Below are 18,408 nucleotides of genomic sequence, written 5' to 3'. Positions count from 1 at the left end.
TCGGTTCAGGCCCCGGCGTTGTAGGCGGCGATCGCCGCCATGTTGACGATGTCCGAATCCTTCGCGTTGAGAGACACGATCTGCACCGGCTTGTTCAGGCCGACCAGCAGAGGCCCGATGACGGTCGAGCCGCCCAGTTCCTGAAGCATCTTGGTCGAGATCGAGGCGGAGTGGAAGGCGGGCATGACCAGCACGTTCGCCGGCCCCGACAGCCGGCAGAACGGATATTGCTGCATCAGGTTCGGGTTCAGCGCCACGTCGGCGGCCATCTCGCCGTCATACTCGAAGTCGACCCGGCGCTTGTCGAGGATCTTCACCGCCTCCTGCACCCGCTCCGAGCGCTCGCCGGCCGGATGGCCGAAAGTCGAGTAGGCGAGAAGCGCCACGCGCGGCTCATAGCCCATGCGCCGCGCCATGCCTGCCGCCTCCTCGGCGATGTCTGCGATCTCCACCGAGTTCGGCATGTCGTGCACCGCCGTGTCGGCCACGATCACGGTGCGGCCGCGCGCCAGCACGATCGACGCACCGATGACGCGATGGCCGGGCTTGGCGTCGATCACGCGGCGGACGTCGTCGAGCGCGGTCGAATAGTTGCGCGTCACACCCGTCACCAGAGCATCGGCATCGCCGAGCGCCACCATCGTGGCCGCGAAGTGGTTGCGATCGTTGTTGATCAGACGCTGGGCATCGCGGAAGAGGTAGCCCTTCCGCTGCAGGCGTTCATACAGATAGTCGGCATAGACCGTATTGCGGCGCGACAGCCGCGCATTGATGATCTCGATGCCCGGCCGGTTGAGGTCGACGCCCGCATTGCGCGCCGTCTCCTTGATCTGATCGTCGCGGCCGACGAGGATGGCCGTACCGAGCCGCTGGTTCACGTAGGAGACGGCGGCGCGCATCACCTGCTCCTCCTCGCCCTCGGCGAAGACCACGCGCTTGGGCTGGCGGCGGACACGGTCGTAGATGCGCTGCAGCGTCGAGGCGATCGGATCTCGCCGCGCGGAAAGCTCCTGCGCATACTTCTCCATGTCGAGGATCGGGCGCCGCGCGACGCCCGAATCCATGGCCGCCCTGGCAACGGCCACCGGAATTGCGGAGATCAGGCGCGGATCGAAGGGGACCGGAATGATGTAGTTGACCCCGAATTTCGGCCGGTTGCCCTGATAGGCTGCAGCAACGTCGTCCGGCACGTCCTGCCGGGCGAGCGCGGCCAGAGCCTCGGCAGCCGCCACCTTCATGGCATCGTTGATCGTGGTCGCGCGAACGTCGAGCGCGCCGCGGAAGATGTAGGGAAAGCCGAGCACGTTGTTGACCTGGTTCGGATAGTCCGACCGGCCGGTCGCCATGATGGCGTCGGTCCGGATTTCGGCCACCTCCTCCGGCGTGATCTCCGGATCGGGATTGGCCATGGCGAAGATGATCGGGTTCTTGGCCATGGACTGGATCATGGCGTTGGTGAAGGCGCCGCGTGCCGAGAGGCCGAAGACGATATCGGCACCGTCCATCGCGTCAGCCAACGTCCGGGCGTCGGTCCTGGCCGCGTGTGCCGACTTCCACTGGTTCATGCCCTCTTCACGGCCCTGGTAGACGACCCCCTTGGTGTCGCAGAGGATGACGTTCTCCGGCGAGAACCCCATCGCCTTGACGAGTTCGATGCAGGCGATGCCGGCGGCACCCGCGCCGTTGCAGACGAGCTTCGCCGTCTTCATGTCACGACCGGTGATCGCCAGCGCGTTGATCAGGCCGGCGGCGGCGATGATGGCCGTCCCGTGCTGGTCGTCGTGGAAGACCGGGATGTCCATCAGCTCGCGCAGCCGCTGCTCGATGATGAAGCACTCGGGCGCCTTGATGTCCTCCAGATTGATGCCGCCGAAGGAAGGCCCGAGGAAGCGCACGCAGTTGATGAATTCGTCCGCGTCTTCGGTATCGACCTCCAGGTCGATGGAATCGACGTCGGCGAAACGCTTGAACAGCACCGCCTTGCCTTCCATCACGGGCTTGGACGCAAGCGCGCCCAGATTGCCGAGACCGAGGATGGCCGTGCCGTTGGAGATGACCGCCACCATGTTCCCGCGCGTGGTGTAGTCGAAGGCACGGCTGGGATCCTCCGCGATGGCCTTCACCGGAACCGCGACACCCGGCGAATAGGCGAGCGAGAGGTCGCGCTGGGTCGCCATGGGCTTGGTCGGGTTGATCTCCAGCTTGCCCGGCCGCCCCATGGAGTGGAAGTCGAGAGCCTCCTGGGCGCTCACCGACGGCCCCTGTTCGTTCCGGTCCTTGACGGGCATGTGCTGCTTCCCTCCCAGGCCGCGCCGACCGGGCGCGGGCATGCTTCTTTTGTGGAGCAACCGGATTAAGGCTACACAGGAGCCGCGTAAAGCGCCAAGCAAAGGTGGAACGCCGGATTTCCGTGCGCCACCGCTCCACAGACCAGCCACGGCAGCGCCTTGAACCAGGAACGACCCATCCGATCCGATGCCGCCTCCGCGCCGACGCCGATGATGGAGCAGTTCATCGAGATCAAGGCGGCGAATCCGGACTCCCTGCTGTTCTACAGGATGGGCGACTTCTACGAACTGTTCTTCGAGGACGCGGAGGTGGCCAGCCGGGCGCTCGGCATCACGCTCACCAAGCGCGGCAAGCATCTCGGCGAGGACATTCCGATGTGCGGCGTGCCGGTCCATGCTGCCGACGACTATCTGCAGAAGCTGATCGGACTGGGCCACCGCGTCGCCGTCTGCGAGCAGATCGAAGACCCGGCCGAGGCGAAGAAGCGCGGCTCCAAGTCGGTGGTGAAGCGCGACGTGGTCCGCCTCGTCACGCCGGGGACGATCACAGAGGAGAAACTCCTGGCGCCGTCCGAGGCCAACTACCTCATGGCCCTCGGCCGCGTGCGCGGCGAAGACGAGCTGGCGCTGGCCTGGATCGACATTTCGACCGGAAGCTTCCTGGTCTCGGCGACGTCGCGCGACCGGCTGCTCGCCGAGATCATGCGCGTCGACCCGCGCGAACTGATCGTCGCCGAGGCGGTGTTCCACGACCCGGAGTTTCGCGCCGCCTTCGACATGCTCGGCCGGGCGGTGACGCCGCTGCCACCGAGCCTGTTCGATTCGTCCGCGTGCGCCGAGCGCGCAAGCCGATTCTTCGGCGTGGCGACGCTCGACGGCTTCGGCCGCTTCTCGCGCGCCGAGCTTTCCGCCATCGGCGCTGCCATCGGCTATGTCGAGCGGACGCAGAAGGCGGAGCGACCGCCGCTCACCCCGCCGCAGCGGCAGGACGGAGCCACGACGCTGTTCATCGACCCGGCGACCCGGGTGCATCTCGAACTGGTGCGCACTCTTTCCGGCAGCCGGTCGGGAACCCTTTTCGAGGCGATCGACCGCACCCGCACGGGCGGCGGCGCGCGGCTGCTGGCCGAAAGGCTGACGTCCCCCTCCACCGATCCCGGCGAGATCGGCCGGCGGCTCGATTCCGTGTCCTTCTTCCGCAGCGAGCCGGCACTGCGCGATAGTCTCCGGGCCGCCCTGAAAGGCGCGCCCGACATGCCGCGTGCGCTGTCGCGGCTGGCGCTCAACCGCGGCGGCCCGCGCGACCTCGCCGCGTTGCGCGCCGGCATGACCGTGGCCGCCGACGTGGCCGCACTGCTTTCCGGCGCGGGGGTTCCCGAAGAGGTTTCCGATGCGCTGACCGGAATCGCTGGACTTCCGGCAGCCTTCCTCGACCATCTGCGCCGGGCGCTCGACGAGGAGATGCCGCTGCTGAAGCGCGACGGCGGCTTCGTCCGGGCCGGCTACGACGCCGAACTCGACGAGGTGCGCGGACTGCGCGACCAGGCACGCCGCATCATCGCGGAGATGGAGGCGGGGCTGATCGAAGAGACGGGCATCCGCTCGCTCAAGATACGCCACAACAACGTCCTCGGATACTACATCGAGGTCACCGCCAACCATCAGGCGGTCATGACGGGCAACGATGCAGCCAGGGCACGCTTCATCCACCGCCAGACCATGGCCAATGCCATGCGCTTCACCACGACGGAGCTCGCCGGGCTGGAAACGAGGATCGCCAACGCGGCTGAACGCGCGCTCGCGATCGAACTGGGCGTTTTCGACCGGCTTGTTCTGGAGGCGGTCGCCGCCGCCGGAGCATTGCGCGGCGGCGCCGAGGCGATGTCGGCGCTCGATGTCTCGGCGGCGCTCGCCGTCCTGGCCGAGGAGGAGGACTACTGCCGCCCGACGATCGACCTGTCCCTCGAGTTCAGGATCGAGTGCGGCCGCCACCCGGTGGTCGAGCAGGCGCTGCGCCGGCAGGGCGCCGAGCCGTTCGTCGCCAACGACTGCGACCTTTCGCCGGCCCCGGGCGGAAAGGCCGGTGCGATCTGGCTGCTCACCGGACCCAACATGGGCGGCAAGTCGACTTTCCTGCGCCAGAACGCGCTGATCGCCATCATGGCGCAGATGGGCAGCCACGTCCCCGCGGAAAAGGTTCATATCGGCGTCGTCGACCGGCTGTTCTCGCGCGTCGGCGCCTCGGACGATCTGGCGCGCGGACGATCCACCTTCATGGTCGAAATGGTGGAGACGGCCGCCATCCTGAACCAGGCCGGCGAGCGCTCGCTCGTGATCCTCGACGAAATCGGCCGCGGAACCGCGACCTTCGACGGGCTCTCGATCGCATGGGCCGCGGTGGAATATCTGCACGAGCACAACCGGTGCCGCGCGATCTTCGCCACCCATTTCCACGAGATGACGGCACTGGCCGGCAAGCTCACGCGGCTGCACAACGTCACCATGCGGGTGAAGGAATGGGACGGAGACGTCGTGTTCCTGCACGAAGTCGGAAAAGGAGCCGCCGACCGGTCCTACGGGGTACAGGTCGCCCGGCTCGCCGGCCTGCCCGATCCCGTCGTGGCCCGGGCCCGGGAAGTACTGGAGCAGCTCGAAACCGGAGAGGCTGCCGGCAGCAAGGCCGGCCGGCTCGTCGACGATCTGCCGCTGTTCTCGGTCGCCCTGCGTCGCGAAGCGGCGAAACCTGCGCGCCCCGATCCGCTTGCCGCGGCCGTGGCTGCACTTCGCCCCGACGAAATGACGCCGAAGGACGCCCTCGATGCGCTCTACCGGCTCCGGGACCTGCTGCGGCAGGCCACCTGACGTCGAGGCCTTGCCGGCCGTCGATAGGCAAACATCCTCAGATTGTACAGGGACCCTAAGGCAAACTTAAACAGTGCCGGCTATGTTCGCGCAGGACGGGAACGATACAGAGGCACATCGGGCTTTGGATCGGGGATTGAGGTTGAACCTGGGGATCTGCCTCCGGTCGCTGCTGCGGCCAGGACGGGCTTCTTTGGTCGTCGCCCTCGCGGTGATCTGCGGTACGGTCATGCTCGTCGAGCACCGCACGAGAGCCCTGCACGACAAGGAACTGCGCGCCGACGTCTACAACCGGGTGACCTATATCCGTTCGCGGCTGGAAGGCGTCGTCAACGGCGACCTCCAGCTGATCCGGGGGCTCGCGGCCGCCATCGCGGCCGATCCGACGATGTCGCAGGAACAGTTCTCCGCCTTTGCCGCGCACCTGATGCAAACGAGTGACCGGCTCAGCCACGTCGCGGCGGCGCCGGACATGGTCGTCTCCCTCATCCATCCGCTCGCCGGCCACGAACAGGCGCTCGGCCTCGACTATCTCGCGATGCCGGCCCAGCGCGAAGCCGTGCTGAAGGCACGCGATACCGGAAAGCTCGTGCTCACGGGTCCTGTCGATCTGGTCCAGGGCGGCAAGGGACTGGTGGGACGTTATCCGGTCTTCGTGGAGGAGAACGGCGGTCGCCGGTTCTGGGGGGTCGTTTCCGCCGTAATCGACCTGGAAGCCGTCTATGTCGACAGCGGGCTTTCGGGAACGGATCTGCCGATCGAGATTGCGATCAGTGCGCGCGATGCGCCGGCTCCCGATGCCGTCTTCCTGGGCTCGCCGCACGTGCTCAGGCACGATCCCGTCGTCGTCGAAGCCAGCTTCCCGTCGACGTCATGGCGGCTTCACGCCATACCGGCCAGTGGCTGGAACCAGCCCTATCCCTACGTCTGGCAGATACGGGGCTTCCTGCTTGCGACGTCGATCGTGCTTCTCCTCCCGATCGTCGCGACAGGGAGACTGATCGAGGAGCGTCAGCGCAACATCGGCGAACTCTCGCGGCGCGAGAAGCAGTTGTCGCGGCTCTCCCGGCGCCTGCGGCTCGCGCTCGACACATCGCAGGTCGGCGTCTGGGAGATGGAGATCGACAGCAAGGACCTGTTCTGGGACGACCGCATGAACGAGCTGTACGGCTACCCGGCCGACGGACGTCTGCGGGACTACACCTTCTGGAGCCGGCGCATCCATCCGGAAGACATGGCACGCGCGGAACGCGAATTCCGCATCGCGATGGACGAGACCGGGCGCTACCACTCCGAGTACCGTCTGCTCCTGCCGAGCGGCACGGTCCGGCACATCCGCTCCATCGGCACGGTCTACCGGGATTTCGGCGAGCCTGCGCGCATCGTCGGCGTCAACTGGGATGTCTCCGCCGACATCGCTCTCAACGAGGATCTGAAGCGCGCGAAGGCGCTGACCGACGCCCGCAACCACGAACTGGAATCGGCCAAGGAGCGCATCGAGTTCATCGCGCTGCACGATTCGCTGACGGGCCTGCCCAACCGGCGGTACCTCGACCAGATGCTGGCGGAGCACGTCGAACGGTTCGCGAAGGGGGAAGAAACGGCCGGTCTGCTCCATATCGACCTCGACCGCTTCAAGCAGATCAACGACACGCTGGGACACGCGGCCGGCGACGCGATGCTCGCCCATACCGCCCGGATCCTGCGCGCCACCGCCCGGACCGGAGACTTCGTCGCGCGCGTCGGCGGCGACGAGTTCGTCGTGCTTTGCCGGCGTCCGCGCGGCAGCGATGAGGAAGGGTTCTCCTATCTCACCGAATTCGCCGAACGCGTGATCGAGCAGATCCAGCAACCGGTGAGCCATGGCGGGCATGAATGCCGGATCGGCGTCAGCATCGGCATCGCGAGCGACAAGGATGCGGTCGCCGACCCCAGACAGCTTCTCGTCCATGCGGACATCGCGCTCTACCGCGCGAAGAACCGCGGCCGCAACCGGTACCAGATCTTCAACGACGTGCTGCGGCGCGAGATCGTCATCCAAAAGAACACCGCCGACGAAATCCTGACGGCGATCGAACAGGGCCAGTTCCTGGCCCACTACCAGCCGCAATTCGACGCCACCACGCTCGAGATCGTCGGGATCGAGGCGCTGGCGAGATGGGACCATCCGTCGAAGGGACTTCTGCTGCCCGCCGCCTTCATGAAGATTGCCGAGGAGATCAACGTCGTCGACGTGATCGATCGCGTCATCCTCGAACAGACCCTGGCGGATCTGGAGCGTTGGGACGCGCAGGGCATCGACATCCCCAAGGTTTCGGTCAACGTGTCCGCCCGCCGGCTGAACGACGACGAACTCATCGGATCGCTTCGCCGGCTGCCGCTTTCCAGGGGCCGAATTTCGTTCGAACTCGTGGAATCGATCTTTCTCGACGAGCAGGACGAGTCGATCGCCTGGAACGTCGACCTGATCAAGGATCTGGGGATCGCCATCGAGATCGATGATTTTGGCACCGGCTATGCCTCCATCGTCAGCCTGATGAAGCTGAAGCCCAGCCGGCTGAAGATCGACCGGCAGCTCGTGATGCCGATCGTGCAGTCGATCCCCCAGCGACACCTCGTGCAGTCGATCATCGACATCGGCAAGTCATTGGGCATCGAGGTGCTGGCCGAAGGCGTCGAGACGATGGATCACGCCCGCGTCCTGAAGACGCTCGGCTGCGACGCGCTTCAGGGTTATGCTTTCGCCAAGCCAATGTCGGCCGCCGACGTGACGGTCTTCGCCCGCGAACGGCGCTGGCGCGAAGCAGGCTGAGGCCCTGCGGGCCGCTTCTACTTCAGCCCGGGCCTTTAACCAGTAAGAAAACTTTCCGCCATAAAACGATCCCCGGGGGTCCGGCATGGCGGGTATTTCTGCACTTTTCGTCTCTGCTCGAAGCCTGCGCGCCCTGGGGATCGTGGTGTGGTTCGTGGCCGCGCTGCTCTTCGCCGGGGTCTTCGCCCTGGCCGTCGCTGTCCAGGGACGGGAAGCGATCCGGGTGAGCGTCGCCCACGGCATCGACGACGTCGATCGCCTCGTCCGGAACATCGACACCGCCTTCGACGAACTCGACCGTTCGGTCACCTCTGCTCCGTGCAGCGACCTCTACATGCGCCAGCTGCGGCAGATCGCCTATCTGCCCGACGGGTTGAGCGAGTTCTTCCACGTCGAAGAAGGTCGTGTGATCTGTACCCTCTCGGCCGAACGACTGGCGGACGCGCATGTTCTCGGGTCGCCCGATTTCGTTCGGGATGGGACGGTGCCGACCACATTCTGGATGGACCGGGACCTCGGTTTCACGGGGCTGGCAGGGATGTCGGGAACCATCGTGCAGCGAGGCAACTTCGCGACCGTCATCCCGCCCGAGCGCATATCGCTCAACCTGCCGGGCTGGATCGACGCGGAAGTGGTGGTGATCACCCCCGACGGCCGCTGGTGGCATCGGGGAGGCAAGGAGCGTGTTCATCAGGACGTCCTGATCGCCGGGGCAGGTATGGACTGGACAGGCGCCGGCGGCCCGGCGCTTCGCAGCAAGACCTGCAGCGCAGAGGGGCACTACTGCATCTCGACACGGGCCTATCTGGTGGACGTGGCCGCCTCCAACCCCGCGATGATGCTGCTCGTCGTCGTCTTCGCAGGTCTCGGCGCCAGTTGGGCTACCCGCTTCACGCTCGGCCTGATCCGGCGGTACTGGTCGTTCGAGGCCCGCTTCCTGCGCAACCTCGACGCCAAGTCGCTGATCTGTGCCTACCAGCCGATACTGGAAGTGGCCACCGGTCGTATCGCCGGCTGCGAGGTGCTGGTGCGCTGGCGCGACATCGACGATACCGTCGTCTATCCCGACGCCTTCCTGCCGATCGTGGCGCGCCACGACATGATGCGCCAGCTCACCACGCTGATCGTCAGACGGGCAGCGGTGGAGCTCGCCGAAAGGCTGCCGTCGGAGGCACGGCTCCAGGTCAACATCAATGTCTTTCCCAGCGAAATCGACGCGCACAGGATCAACGAAGTCTTCAAGCCCCTGCGGGACCTCTCCGATCGCTTCACGATCGCGCTGGAGATCATCGAGAGCGACGCGCTGCCGCTCGAACTCGTGCAGGCCGAAATCGAGAGGCTGCGGCAGGAAGGCTACCTGATCTATCTCGACGATTTCGGCACGGGCTACTCGACCATCCGCCACGTCGCGGCACTGGACATCGACGGCATCAAGCTCGACAAGGCCTTCGCGATGGCGCCCGACGGCAGCGTCATGGCCGAGATGCTGCATCATGCGATCGGCATGGTCCGATCGGCCGGACGCAAAGTGGTCGTCGAGGGCGTCGAGACCGCGGCAAGACTGGCGCAGCTCCGGGAGCGGGCGGATCGCGTCGACTTCCTCCAGGGCTACCAGATCTCCCGTCCGCTCGACATCGACGGCTTCGCCGCCTTCGTTCGGGAGCGCGCGCCTGCCGCGGCGGCTGCCGAACGGAAGGCCGCCTGAAGCCGGCGCCGCCCGTAGGCAGGCAACGGCAATCGCGCTAAGAGTGCGCGGCAACGACGCGGACAGACCCGGCGCCCATGGCGAAGATTCCCCTGAAGCTCGACGAAATGATCGATGGTACCGCGCTTCGCCGCGATCTGACGGCGCTGACGGCCGTCACCGGCGGAGACGGGTCAGGCCCCGAGGCGCGTTCGGCCGCTCTCCATGTCCTGCGCGAGCGGCTGACAGCGGGGCGCAAGCGCGCAGAGGAAATGCTGACGGAGGATGGCGGCGGTACCGTCTGCGCCGTCCGGATCTCGCACCTCATGGACGAGATCATCCGCGCCCTCTACGACTTTGCCGTCACGCACGTCTATCGGTCCAAGAATCCGTCGTCGGGCGAGCGTATGGCGATCATCGCCGTCGGCGGCTACGGGCGCGGCACGCTGGCACCCGGTTCCGACCTCGATCTCCTCTTCCTGCTGCCCTACAAGCAGACACCGTGGGGGGAGCAGGTGGTGGAGTACCTGCTCTACATGCTCTGGGACCTCGGGCTGAAGGTCGGCCACGCCACGCGCAACATCGACGAATGCATCCGCCTGTCGCGGACCGACATCACGATCCGCACCGCCGTGCTCGAAGCGCGTTTCCTGTGGGGCGAGGAAAAGCTGTACGACGAGCTCATGATGCGGTTCGACCAGGAGGTCGTGCGCTCCACGGGTCCCGAATATGTCCAGGCGAAGCTCGCGGAACGCGACGAACGGCATCGCAAGGCAGGCGCCAGCCGCTACCTCGTCGAACCGCACGTCAAGGACGGCAAGGGCGGTCTGCGGGACCTGCACACGCTGTTCTGGATCGCCAAGTACTTCTACCGGGTCCGCACCGGCGAGGAGCTCGTCGAGAAGGGCGTCTTCACGCGCGAAGAGTACCTGCAGTTCGTCAAGGCCGAAGACTTCCTGTGGGCAGTACGCTGCCACCTGCACTTCCAGACCAGCAAGGCGGAAGAACGCCTGCACTTCGACATCCAGCGCGACATCGCGGAGCGGCTGGGCTACACGAGCCACCCCGGGCTGTCGGCGGTCGAACGCTTCATGAAGCACTACTTCCTGGTGGCCAAGGAGGTGGGCGATCTGACCCGCATCTTCTGTGCCGCGCTCGAGGAGGAGCAGGCCAAGCACGTGCCGGGCTTCAACCGCTTCCTGCAGACGTTCCAGCGTCGCCGCCGCAAGCTTGCCGGCACGTCCGACTTCATCATCGACAACGACCGGATAACCGTGGCCGACGAGGGGGTGTTCGAACGCGATCCGGTCAACCTGCTCAGGCTGTTCTGGTTCGCGGACAAGCACGGGCTGGAGTTTCATCCGGATGCGCTGAAGCTCGTGACGCGGTCGCTGAAGCTGATCGATCGCACCTTGCGCCGCAATCCGGAGGCCAACCAGCTTTTCATGGACGTCCTCACGTCGAACCGCAACCCGGAGCTGAACCTGCGCCGCATGAACGAGGCGGGCGTGCTCGGCAGGCTCATCCCGGACTTCGGCAAGATCGTCGCGATGATGCAGTTCTCGATGTATCACCACTATACCGTGGACGAGCACCTGCTGCGCTGCATCGGAGTGATGGCGGAGATCGAGCGTGGAGAGAACGACAAGGCGCACCCGCTCGCGCACAAGCTCATACCGGGGCTGAAGCCGCAGCGTGAGGTGCTCTACACGGCCATCCTCCTGCACGACATCGCCAAGGGACGTCCGGAGGATCATTCCGAAGCCGGCGGCCGCATCGCCCGGCGTATCTGTCCGCACATGGGGTTCTCGCCGTCCGAGACCGAGACCATCGCCTGGCTGGTGGAGAACCATCTGGTCATGTCGATGACGGCACAGACGCGCGACCTGAACGACCGCAAGACGATCGACGACTTCGCCTCGGTCGTGCAGTCGGTCGAGCGCCTGAAGATGCTGCTCGTGCTGACCATCTGCGACATCCGCGGCGTGGGGCCCGGCGTCTGGAACGGCTGGAAGGGACAGCTGCTGCGCACGCTCTACTACGAGACGGAACTGCTCTTGACGGGCGGCTTCTCGGAGGTGTCGCGGGCCAAGCGTGCGGAACATGCGCGCGAGCAGCTCTCGACCGCACTGACGGGCTGGCCGGAGCGCGACCGCAGGCGTATCCTCAAGCTGCATTACGACAACTATCTCCTGATCGTCGACGCGCGGGACCAGGTCCGCCATGCGCAGCTCATCCGCGAGGCCGACGCGGCACAGAAGGTCTTCACGACCGCCGTCACCATGCATGCGTTCGAGGCGGTCACCGAGATAACGGTCCTGACGCCCGACCACCCCCGGCTCCTGTCGGTGGTTGCCGGAGCCTGCGCTGCGGCCGGGGCCAACATCGTCGACGCGCAGATCTTCACCACCACGGACGGGCGGGCACTGGACACGATCCTGATCAGCCGGGAGTTCGAACGGGACGAAGACGAGCTGCGCCGCGCCCAGCGTGTCGGCAAGCTGATCGAGGACGTGCTGTCGGGTCGCATGCGTCTGCCCGACATGATCGAGAAGCGCACGAAGCCCAAGCGGGGGCAGAAGGTGTTCCGGCTGGAGCCGCGCGCGGAGGTTCGCAACACGCTGTCGAACCGCTTTTCCGTCATCGAGGTCGAGGGACTCGATCGTCCCGGGCTGCTCTCGGAGATCACGGGGGCCATCTCGGACCTGTCGCTCGACATCGCCTCCGCGCATATCACGACCTTCGGCGAGAAGGTGATCGATACGTTCTATGTCACGGATCTGACCGGACAGAAGGTCGAGAATCCGACCCGCCAGGCCGCCATCCGCGCCCGACTGATCGAGACGCTCTCGGGCGGTCCCGTCCGGGGCCAGAAGCTCAAGGCGGCGGCGGAGTAGCCAGAAATGAAGAGGGAGCTTTCCGCCGTCGACCGGTTCGCGCCGGCGGTCCGCCAGCCGGACCGCCGCAACCCTTCCTCCCGCTGCCTCGGTGCCGCATGAGCCTCATCGGCAAGTTCGCGAGCGTCGGCGGCGCCACCATGGCCAGCCGCATCTTCGGCTTCGTGCGCGAGGCGCTGATCGGCGCCGCGCTCGGGGCGGGACCGGTCGCCGACGCCTTCTACGCCGCCTTCCGGTTTCCCAACCTGTTCCGCCGGCTCTTCGCCGAGGGCGCCTTCAACACGGCCTTCATCCCGCTCTTCGCGAAGGAACTGGAGGGCGACGGCATGGCCGGCGCACGCCGCTTCGCGGAGGAGGTGCTGTCGGTGCTGGTCGTCGCACTGCTCGTCCTGTCGGTGCTGGCGATCGTCTTCATGCCCTTTCTCGTCGGCACGGTCATAGCGCCCGCCTTCGCCGACACGCCCGACAAGTTCGACCTCACGGTCCTCATGACCAGGATCATGTTCCCCTACCTGTTCTGCATGTCGCTGGTCGCCATGCTGTCGGGGATCCTCAATTCGATGCGGCGCTACTTCCTCGCCGCGATCGTGCCGGTGCTGCTCAACGTCATCCTCATCTGCGTGCTCGTGGCGGCGATGACCATCGGGGTCGAAGCGCGCATCACCGGCCTGTGGCTCGCCTGGGGCGTCTTCGCTTCCGGCATCGCACAGCTCCTCTTCCTGATGTGGGGTACGCACCGCCAGGGCTATTCGATGCGCCTGCGGCGCCCCCGGATAACGCCCGCGGTGCGGCGGCTGCTTGTGCTGATGGGGCCCGCCCTGCTGACGGGCGGGGTCACGCAGATCAACCTGCTCGTCGGGCAGATCATCGCCTCGGCTCAGGACGGCGCGATCGCACTGCTCAACTATGCCGACCGCATCAACCAGCTGCCGCTCGGTGTCATCGGAATCGCCGTCGGCGTCGTGCTCCTGCCTGAACTCGCCCGTTCGCTGAAGGCCGGGGACGAGGCCGACGCGCAGCATCTGCAGAACCGCTCGCTGGAGTTCGCGCTGGGGCTGACCTTTCCCGCCGCGGTCGGGCTCGTGGTCATGCCCGCGCCGATCGTGGCCCTGCTCTACGAGCGCGGCGCCTTCACGGCCGAAACCACGGACCTGACTGCCGCGGCACTGGCGGCCTTCGCCGTCGGCCTGCCCGCCTACGTCCTGATCAAGGTGTTCTCGCCGGGCTTCTTCGCGCGCGAGGACATGAAGACGCCGATGTGGTTCTCGATGGTAGCGGTCGTGGTCAACATCGTCGGCGCTCTCGCCCTCTTCCCGGTCCTCGGCCATGTCGGCCTGGCGCTCGCCACCTCCATCGCCGCCTGGATCAACGTCGTCCTGCTGGCGGGCACGCTGTGGGCGCGCGACGCCTTCCGCCCGTCGCCGGCAACGCTCCGGCGCGTCGCATTGATCCTGTTCGCCGGCGCGGTGATGGGTGGCGCCCTCTGGGCGCTCCAGGTCGTGTCCGCGGCGTGGCTCGCCGGGCCGAAGCTGCTGCGTCTGGTCACCGTGCTCGGGATCATCGGCCTCGCGGCCGTTCTCTATTTCGGGCTCGTCATCGCCACAGGGGCGCTGGACCGCGCGCAGCTGATGCGCCTGCTGCGGAGGCGAAAGCGGGTCAAGGATGCACCTCCAGGTCCGTGAAGCGGAACTCGTCGGCAATCGACAGAATCGGGGCGCCGCCGTGCTTGGCGCATGCATAATGGAAGCAGTCGGCAAGGTTGAGACGCTGGCGACCTGATCGATATCGATGTGCGGCGTCCGTTGAGAGCTCGACGGTTGCCGCAGGCGGAGGAAGCTGGCGTAATTCGATGCCGTTTTCCTGCAGGAACCGTTCGACCATCTTCGCACTATCCATTGGGGAAAGACCGAGATGGTCCGCTCTCGCGAGCGCAACCGTCGCCTCCCAAACGGCAATAGGGGATGTGAACGGTCGGGAATAGGCCAGAATGCCAGCAGCACAACGCTTGGCCTCGGGCTCGTTGCCGAGGATCGCGACGATGGCAGCGGCATCGACGAAAATCATCTGGCCTCGCCTTCTTCGGGAGAGAACCCAGGCTCCTCACCGGACATTTCGTCCCATACAGAGCGAGGCAAGGGCTTCCGCATCTCACCTGTCGATGGGATCCCGAACTCGGCACGAAGCCGCTCGGCGCTCTCCATCGGATCGCCTCTGCGACGCTGCAACGCTTCGCTCACCGCGATGATGACAGCGTCCGTCAGTCCCACGCCCTCGATCTCCGCGAGCCTGCGGGTGAGACGGTCGGCTTCCTTGTTAGTGATGTTGATGGTCATTGTCTTTACCCACCTGCAGAGGAGAATTTGTAGAGGCTCGGCCCACCAGTCAATGCCATCGAACCGCCCCTTGCGCCCTCTGCGCCCTTGCGCCATAAGCCCGCTCGACTTTCGCCGCGCGCGAAACGGCCCTCCACAAGCCACCCCACGAGGATCTCGATGTCCAGCTTCAAGCCGCTCGTCTTCTCCGGCGTCCAGCCGACAGGCAACCTGCATCTCGGCAATTATCTCGGCGCCATCCGCAAGTTCGTCGCGCTGCAGGAGACGCATGACTGCATCTACTGCGTCGTCGACCTGCACTCGATCACCGCGCAACTGGTGCACGAGGATCTCGCCGAGCAGACGCGCTCCATCACCGCCGCCTTCCTCGCCTCGGGCATCGATCCGAAGAAGCACATCGTCTTCAATCAGGCGCGGGTGCCGCAGCATGCGGAACTCGCCTGGGTGTTCAACTGCGTGGCGCGGATCGGCTGGATGAACCGCATGACGCAGTTCAAGGACAAGGCCGGCAAGGATCGCGAGAACGCGTCGCTCGGGCTGCTCGCCTATCCGAGCCTGATGGCGGCCGACATTCTCGTCTATCGCGCCACCCACGTGCCGGTCGGCGACGACCAGAAGCAGCACCTGGAGCTGACGCGCGACATCGCCATCAAGTTCAACAACGACTTCTCCGGCAGGATCGGCGCGCTCGGCCTCGGCGTCGAGATGCAGATGGGCGAGGAAACCGTCAACGGCTTCTTCCCGCTCACCGAGCCGCTGATCGAGGGGCCGGCGACGCGGGTGATGAGCCTGCGCGACGGTTCGAAGAAGATGTCGAAGTCGGATCCGTCGGACCTGTCGCGCATCAACCTGACCGACGACGCCGACACGATCTCCAAGAAGATCCGCAAGGCCAAGACCGACCCGGAGGCACTGCCGTCCGACGTGGAGGGGCTCAAGGGGCGCCCGGAGGCCGAAAACCTCGTCGGCATCTATGCGGCTCTCGCCGAATGCCCGCGCGAGCAGGTGATCCGCGATTTCGGTGGCCAGCAGTTCTCCGCGTTCAAGCCCGCCCTGGCCGATCTGGCGGTCGAGAAGCTCGCTCCGATCGCAGCCGAGATGCGGCGTATCTCCGCCGACCGCGCCTATGTCGATTCCGTCCTGCGCGACGGTGGCGAGCGCGCCGGCGCGCAGGCCGAGGCGACGATGAAGGGCGTGCGCGAGATCATCGGACTGCTGACGGACTGAAGCGTGTCGCGATCTTTCGGATTCGCTCCGCACGGGTCGGATCTCTGTTTCCGCGCATGTCTTTCCCCCGGAACCGGCTCCCGGTTTCGGGAGACATGGTTTCAACGCGGGACCTTCACCTGCCCCGTGGCTTGCGGCGCGGCTGCGGGGGTGGCAGATTGCGCGCGATCAACGGAGCACAAGGACTGAATGGTCTCCAAGCGACTGAGCCGGGAAGCCGGCCATCGGCGAAAGTTCCTCGCGGTCGTCGACGACACACCGGAGTGCGAGCGCGCCGTCGCCTATGCCTCCCGACGTGCGCTCACCACCGGCGGCGCCCTCGTTCTCCTGTTCGTGATCGAACCCTCCGACTTCCAGCAGTGGATGGGCGTCGAAAAGATCATGCGCGAGGAAGCGAGCGCCACCGCGAGCGCCGCGCTCGACCAGGCGGCCGCCAAGGTGCGCGAGCGCTCCGGCATCGAGCCGGAGCTGGTGGTCCGCGAGGGAGAGGCTGCGGAAGAGATTCGCAAGCTGATCGAGGAGGACCAGGACATCGCCATCCTGATCCTCGCCGCCGGCATTTCGAAGGAAGGACCCGGGCCGCTGGTGTCGTCGATTTCGGGAAAGGGCGCCACCGGGTTCCAGATCCCCGTCACCGTCGTTCCCGCCAATCTCACGGACGAAGACATAGAAGCCCTCGCCTGACGAGGACCGGCACGTCGAGCTTTCGGCGGGCAACCGCTTGAACGGACGGCTCAAGACGCCTATTTAGAATTATTCAAAACTAACGGCAGGAGAACCCGCCATGTTCATCCAGACGGAAGCCACGCCCAACCCCGCGACGCTCAAGTTCCTCCCGGGCAAAGTGGTGATGAACGAGGGCACCGCCGACTTTCGGGACCCCGGCACCGCAGGCGCCTCCTCGGCGCTCGCCGGACGCCTCTTCGACATCCCGGGCGTGACCGGCGTCTTCTTCGGCTACGATTTCATCACCGTCACCAAGGACGGACCGGAATGGCAGCATCTGAAGCCTGCCATTCTCGGCACGATCATGGAGCACTTCATGTCCGGCGCGCCCGTGATGGCCACGGCCACGTCGGAAGGCGACGCCGAGAGCGGAGAGGAGTTCTTCGACAAGGCGGACGAGGAGATCGTGCTGACGATCAAGGAACTGCTCGACACCCGCGTGCGGCCGGCGGTGGCGCAGGACGGCGGCGACATCACCTTTCGCGGCTTCGAGAACGGCACGGTCTTCCTGCACATGAAGGGCGCCTGCGCCGGCTGCCCCTCCTCCACCGCGACGCTGAAGCATGGCATCCAGAACCTGCTCCGCCACTTCGTGCCGGAAGTCCAGCAGGTCGAACAGGTGATGTAGCGGCGGAACCGGAAGCCGAAATCCGGCCGTCCCGAAATCCGACGACAAAAAACCGGGCCTCGCAGCCCGGTTTTTCGTTGCATCGACGTCCGTGTTGCCTGGACGGTTCGCGGCAGATCTACATCACGATGACCTTCGCGCCGTTCTCGGCCCGGTTGTAGAGATCGATGATGTCCTGGTTGATGAGGCGGATGCAACCGGACGACATCGCGTGGCCGATCGAGTTCCATTCCGGGGTTCCGTGCAGGCGGTACCCGGAATCGCCGTTCTTGTTGTAGAGGTAGAGCGCGCGGGCGCCGAGCGGGTTCATCAGGCCGCCCGGCATGCCGCCGCGCCACTTGGCGAGTTCGGGCTGGCGGCCGATCATCGCGGCGGGCGGTGTCCAGACCGGCCATTCCCGCTTCATGGCGATGCGGGCGGTGCCCTTCCACTCGAAGCCCTCGCGGCCGACGCCGATGCCGTAGCGCATGGCCTTGCCCTCGGGCATGACGAAGTAGAGGAACTTCTGGTTGGTGTCGACGACGATGGTGCCGGGTTTCTCCTTCGTCTCGTAGCGCACCATCTGGCGGTGATACTTGCTCGGCACCTTCGAAATGGGAATGGCGGGCAGCTGGTAGCCGGCATCCTTCTTGGAGCCGTAGCCCGACGAGAACATCGTGACCGAACCGTCCGTGGAACAGCCCGTCAGGGCCGTGGCCAGTGCCAGGCTCGCGGCAATCAGAAAAGTCCTTGCGTTCATTGTGCCTTCCCAGTGTTCCGGGACGTTGCCGTCCGCCTTATCCGAGACATGCTTAGGTCCAAATCGTTAACGCAGCTTTACCATACGAGTCCAAGCAGAACCTTGCCTCCAGTCCGGATGCGGGACACCTTTGCGCCACATTTATTGCAATTCGGCAACAATTTCTCGCGCCTGCGCTGAGGCATGGCCACGGGACGCCGCCGCAGTTGCAC

12 protein-coding genes are annotated in these 18,408 nt (G+C 65.9%); 8 read left to right on the top strand and 4 right to left on the bottom strand.

The annotated features are described in order from the left end of the window. Positions 1–5 precede the first annotated feature (5 nt). A complete protein-coding gene (locus IAI54_RS22710; protein WP_187969339.1) occupies positions 6–2,288 on the bottom strand; it encodes an NADP-dependent malic enzyme in 2,283 nt (760 codons plus the stop codon). Positions 2,289–2,447: 159 nt separating this feature from the next. Here IAI54_RS22710 and mutS point away from each other — a divergent pair, with 159 nt between their 5' ends. The 5 genes from mutS to murJ all read left to right on the top strand — a co-directional run bounded on the left by mutS (position 2,448) and on the right by murJ (position 14,225). After that, positions 2,448–5,150, top strand: a complete 2,703-nt coding sequence (gene mutS / locus IAI54_RS22705) for a DNA mismatch repair protein MutS (protein WP_420838245.1) — start codon at positions 2,448–2,450, stop codon at positions 5,148–5,150. 193 nt (positions 5,151–5,343) lie between these two features. Continuing rightward, complete coding sequence (locus IAI54_RS22700) at positions 5,344–7,962, top strand: bifunctional diguanylate cyclase/phosphodiesterase (protein ID WP_235679147.1); 2,619 nt, start codon at positions 5,344–5,346, stop codon at positions 7,960–7,962. An 85-nt stretch (positions 7,963–8,047) separates the two neighbouring features. Further along, on the top strand, positions 8,048–9,667 hold the full coding sequence (locus IAI54_RS22695; protein ID WP_187969338.1) for an EAL domain-containing protein: 1,620 nt from the start codon (positions 8,048–8,050) through the stop codon (positions 9,665–9,667). A gap of 77 nt (positions 9,668–9,744) precedes the next feature. Beyond that, positions 9,745–12,543, top strand: coding sequence for a [protein-PII] uridylyltransferase (locus IAI54_RS22690; RefSeq protein ID WP_187969337.1), 2,799 nt, complete (start codon positions 9,745–9,747; stop codon positions 12,541–12,543). Positions 12,544–12,641: 98 nt separating this feature from the next. Then, entirely contained in the window at positions 12,642–14,225 is a 1,584-nt protein-coding gene (murJ, locus tag IAI54_RS22685) for a murein biosynthesis integral membrane protein MurJ (RefSeq protein ID WP_187969336.1), read from the top strand. Here the strand turns inward: murJ and IAI54_RS22680 are convergent. Both IAI54_RS22680 and IAI54_RS22675 read right to left on the bottom strand, forming a co-directional pair. Further along, the gene (locus IAI54_RS22680; protein WP_338021475.1) at positions 14,200–14,607 is read right to left on the bottom strand and encodes a type II toxin-antitoxin system VapC family toxin; all 408 of its coding nucleotides are present in this window, start codon (positions 14,605–14,607) and stop codon (positions 14,200–14,202) included. The two genes, murJ and IAI54_RS22680, sit on opposite strands and share 26 nt — an antisense overlap. Next, positions 14,604–14,876, bottom strand: a complete 273-nt coding sequence (locus IAI54_RS22675; protein ID WP_187969335.1) for a type II toxin-antitoxin system VapB family antitoxin — start codon at positions 14,874–14,876, stop codon at positions 14,604–14,606. The genes IAI54_RS22680 and IAI54_RS22675 overlap by 4 nt, the downstream gene beginning before the upstream one ends. 159 nt (positions 14,877–15,035) lie before the next feature. Here IAI54_RS22675 and trpS point away from each other — a divergent pair, with 159 nt between their 5' ends. The 3 genes from trpS to IAI54_RS22660 all read left to right on the top strand — a co-directional run bounded on the left by trpS (position 15,036) and on the right by IAI54_RS22660 (position 17,457). Then, entirely contained in the window at positions 15,036–16,103 is a 1,068-nt protein-coding gene (gene trpS, locus IAI54_RS22670) for a tryptophan--tRNA ligase (protein ID WP_187969334.1), read from the top strand. Positions 16,104–16,292: 189 nt separating this feature from the next. Further along, positions 16,293–16,787 carry a universal stress protein gene (locus tag IAI54_RS22665; protein ID WP_187969333.1) on the top strand — a complete coding sequence of 165 codons (495 nt, stop codon included), beginning with the start codon at positions 16,293–16,295 and terminating at the stop codon, positions 16,785–16,787. Positions 16,788–16,887: 100 nt separating this feature from the next. Further along, positions 16,888–17,457, top strand: coding sequence for a NifU family protein (locus IAI54_RS22660; RefSeq protein ID WP_187969332.1), 570 nt, complete (start codon positions 16,888–16,890; stop codon positions 17,455–17,457). Between the two features lie 118 nt (positions 17,458–17,575). Here the strand turns inward: IAI54_RS22660 and IAI54_RS22655 are convergent, their stop codons facing one another. Beyond that, a complete protein-coding gene (locus tag IAI54_RS22655) occupies positions 17,576–18,196 on the bottom strand; it encodes a L,D-transpeptidase (RefSeq protein ID WP_187969331.1) in 621 nt (206 codons plus the stop codon). Between the last annotated feature and the right edge of the window lie 212 nt (positions 18,197–18,408).

This window comes from Aquibium microcysteis (genome assembly GCF_014495845.1).
GTDB lineage: Bacteria > Pseudomonadota > Alphaproteobacteria > Rhizobiales > Rhizobiaceae > Aquibium > Aquibium microcysteis.
The sequence above is the reverse complement of the archived record's forward strand: the minus strand, read 5'-3'. Positions and strand labels throughout refer to the sequence as shown.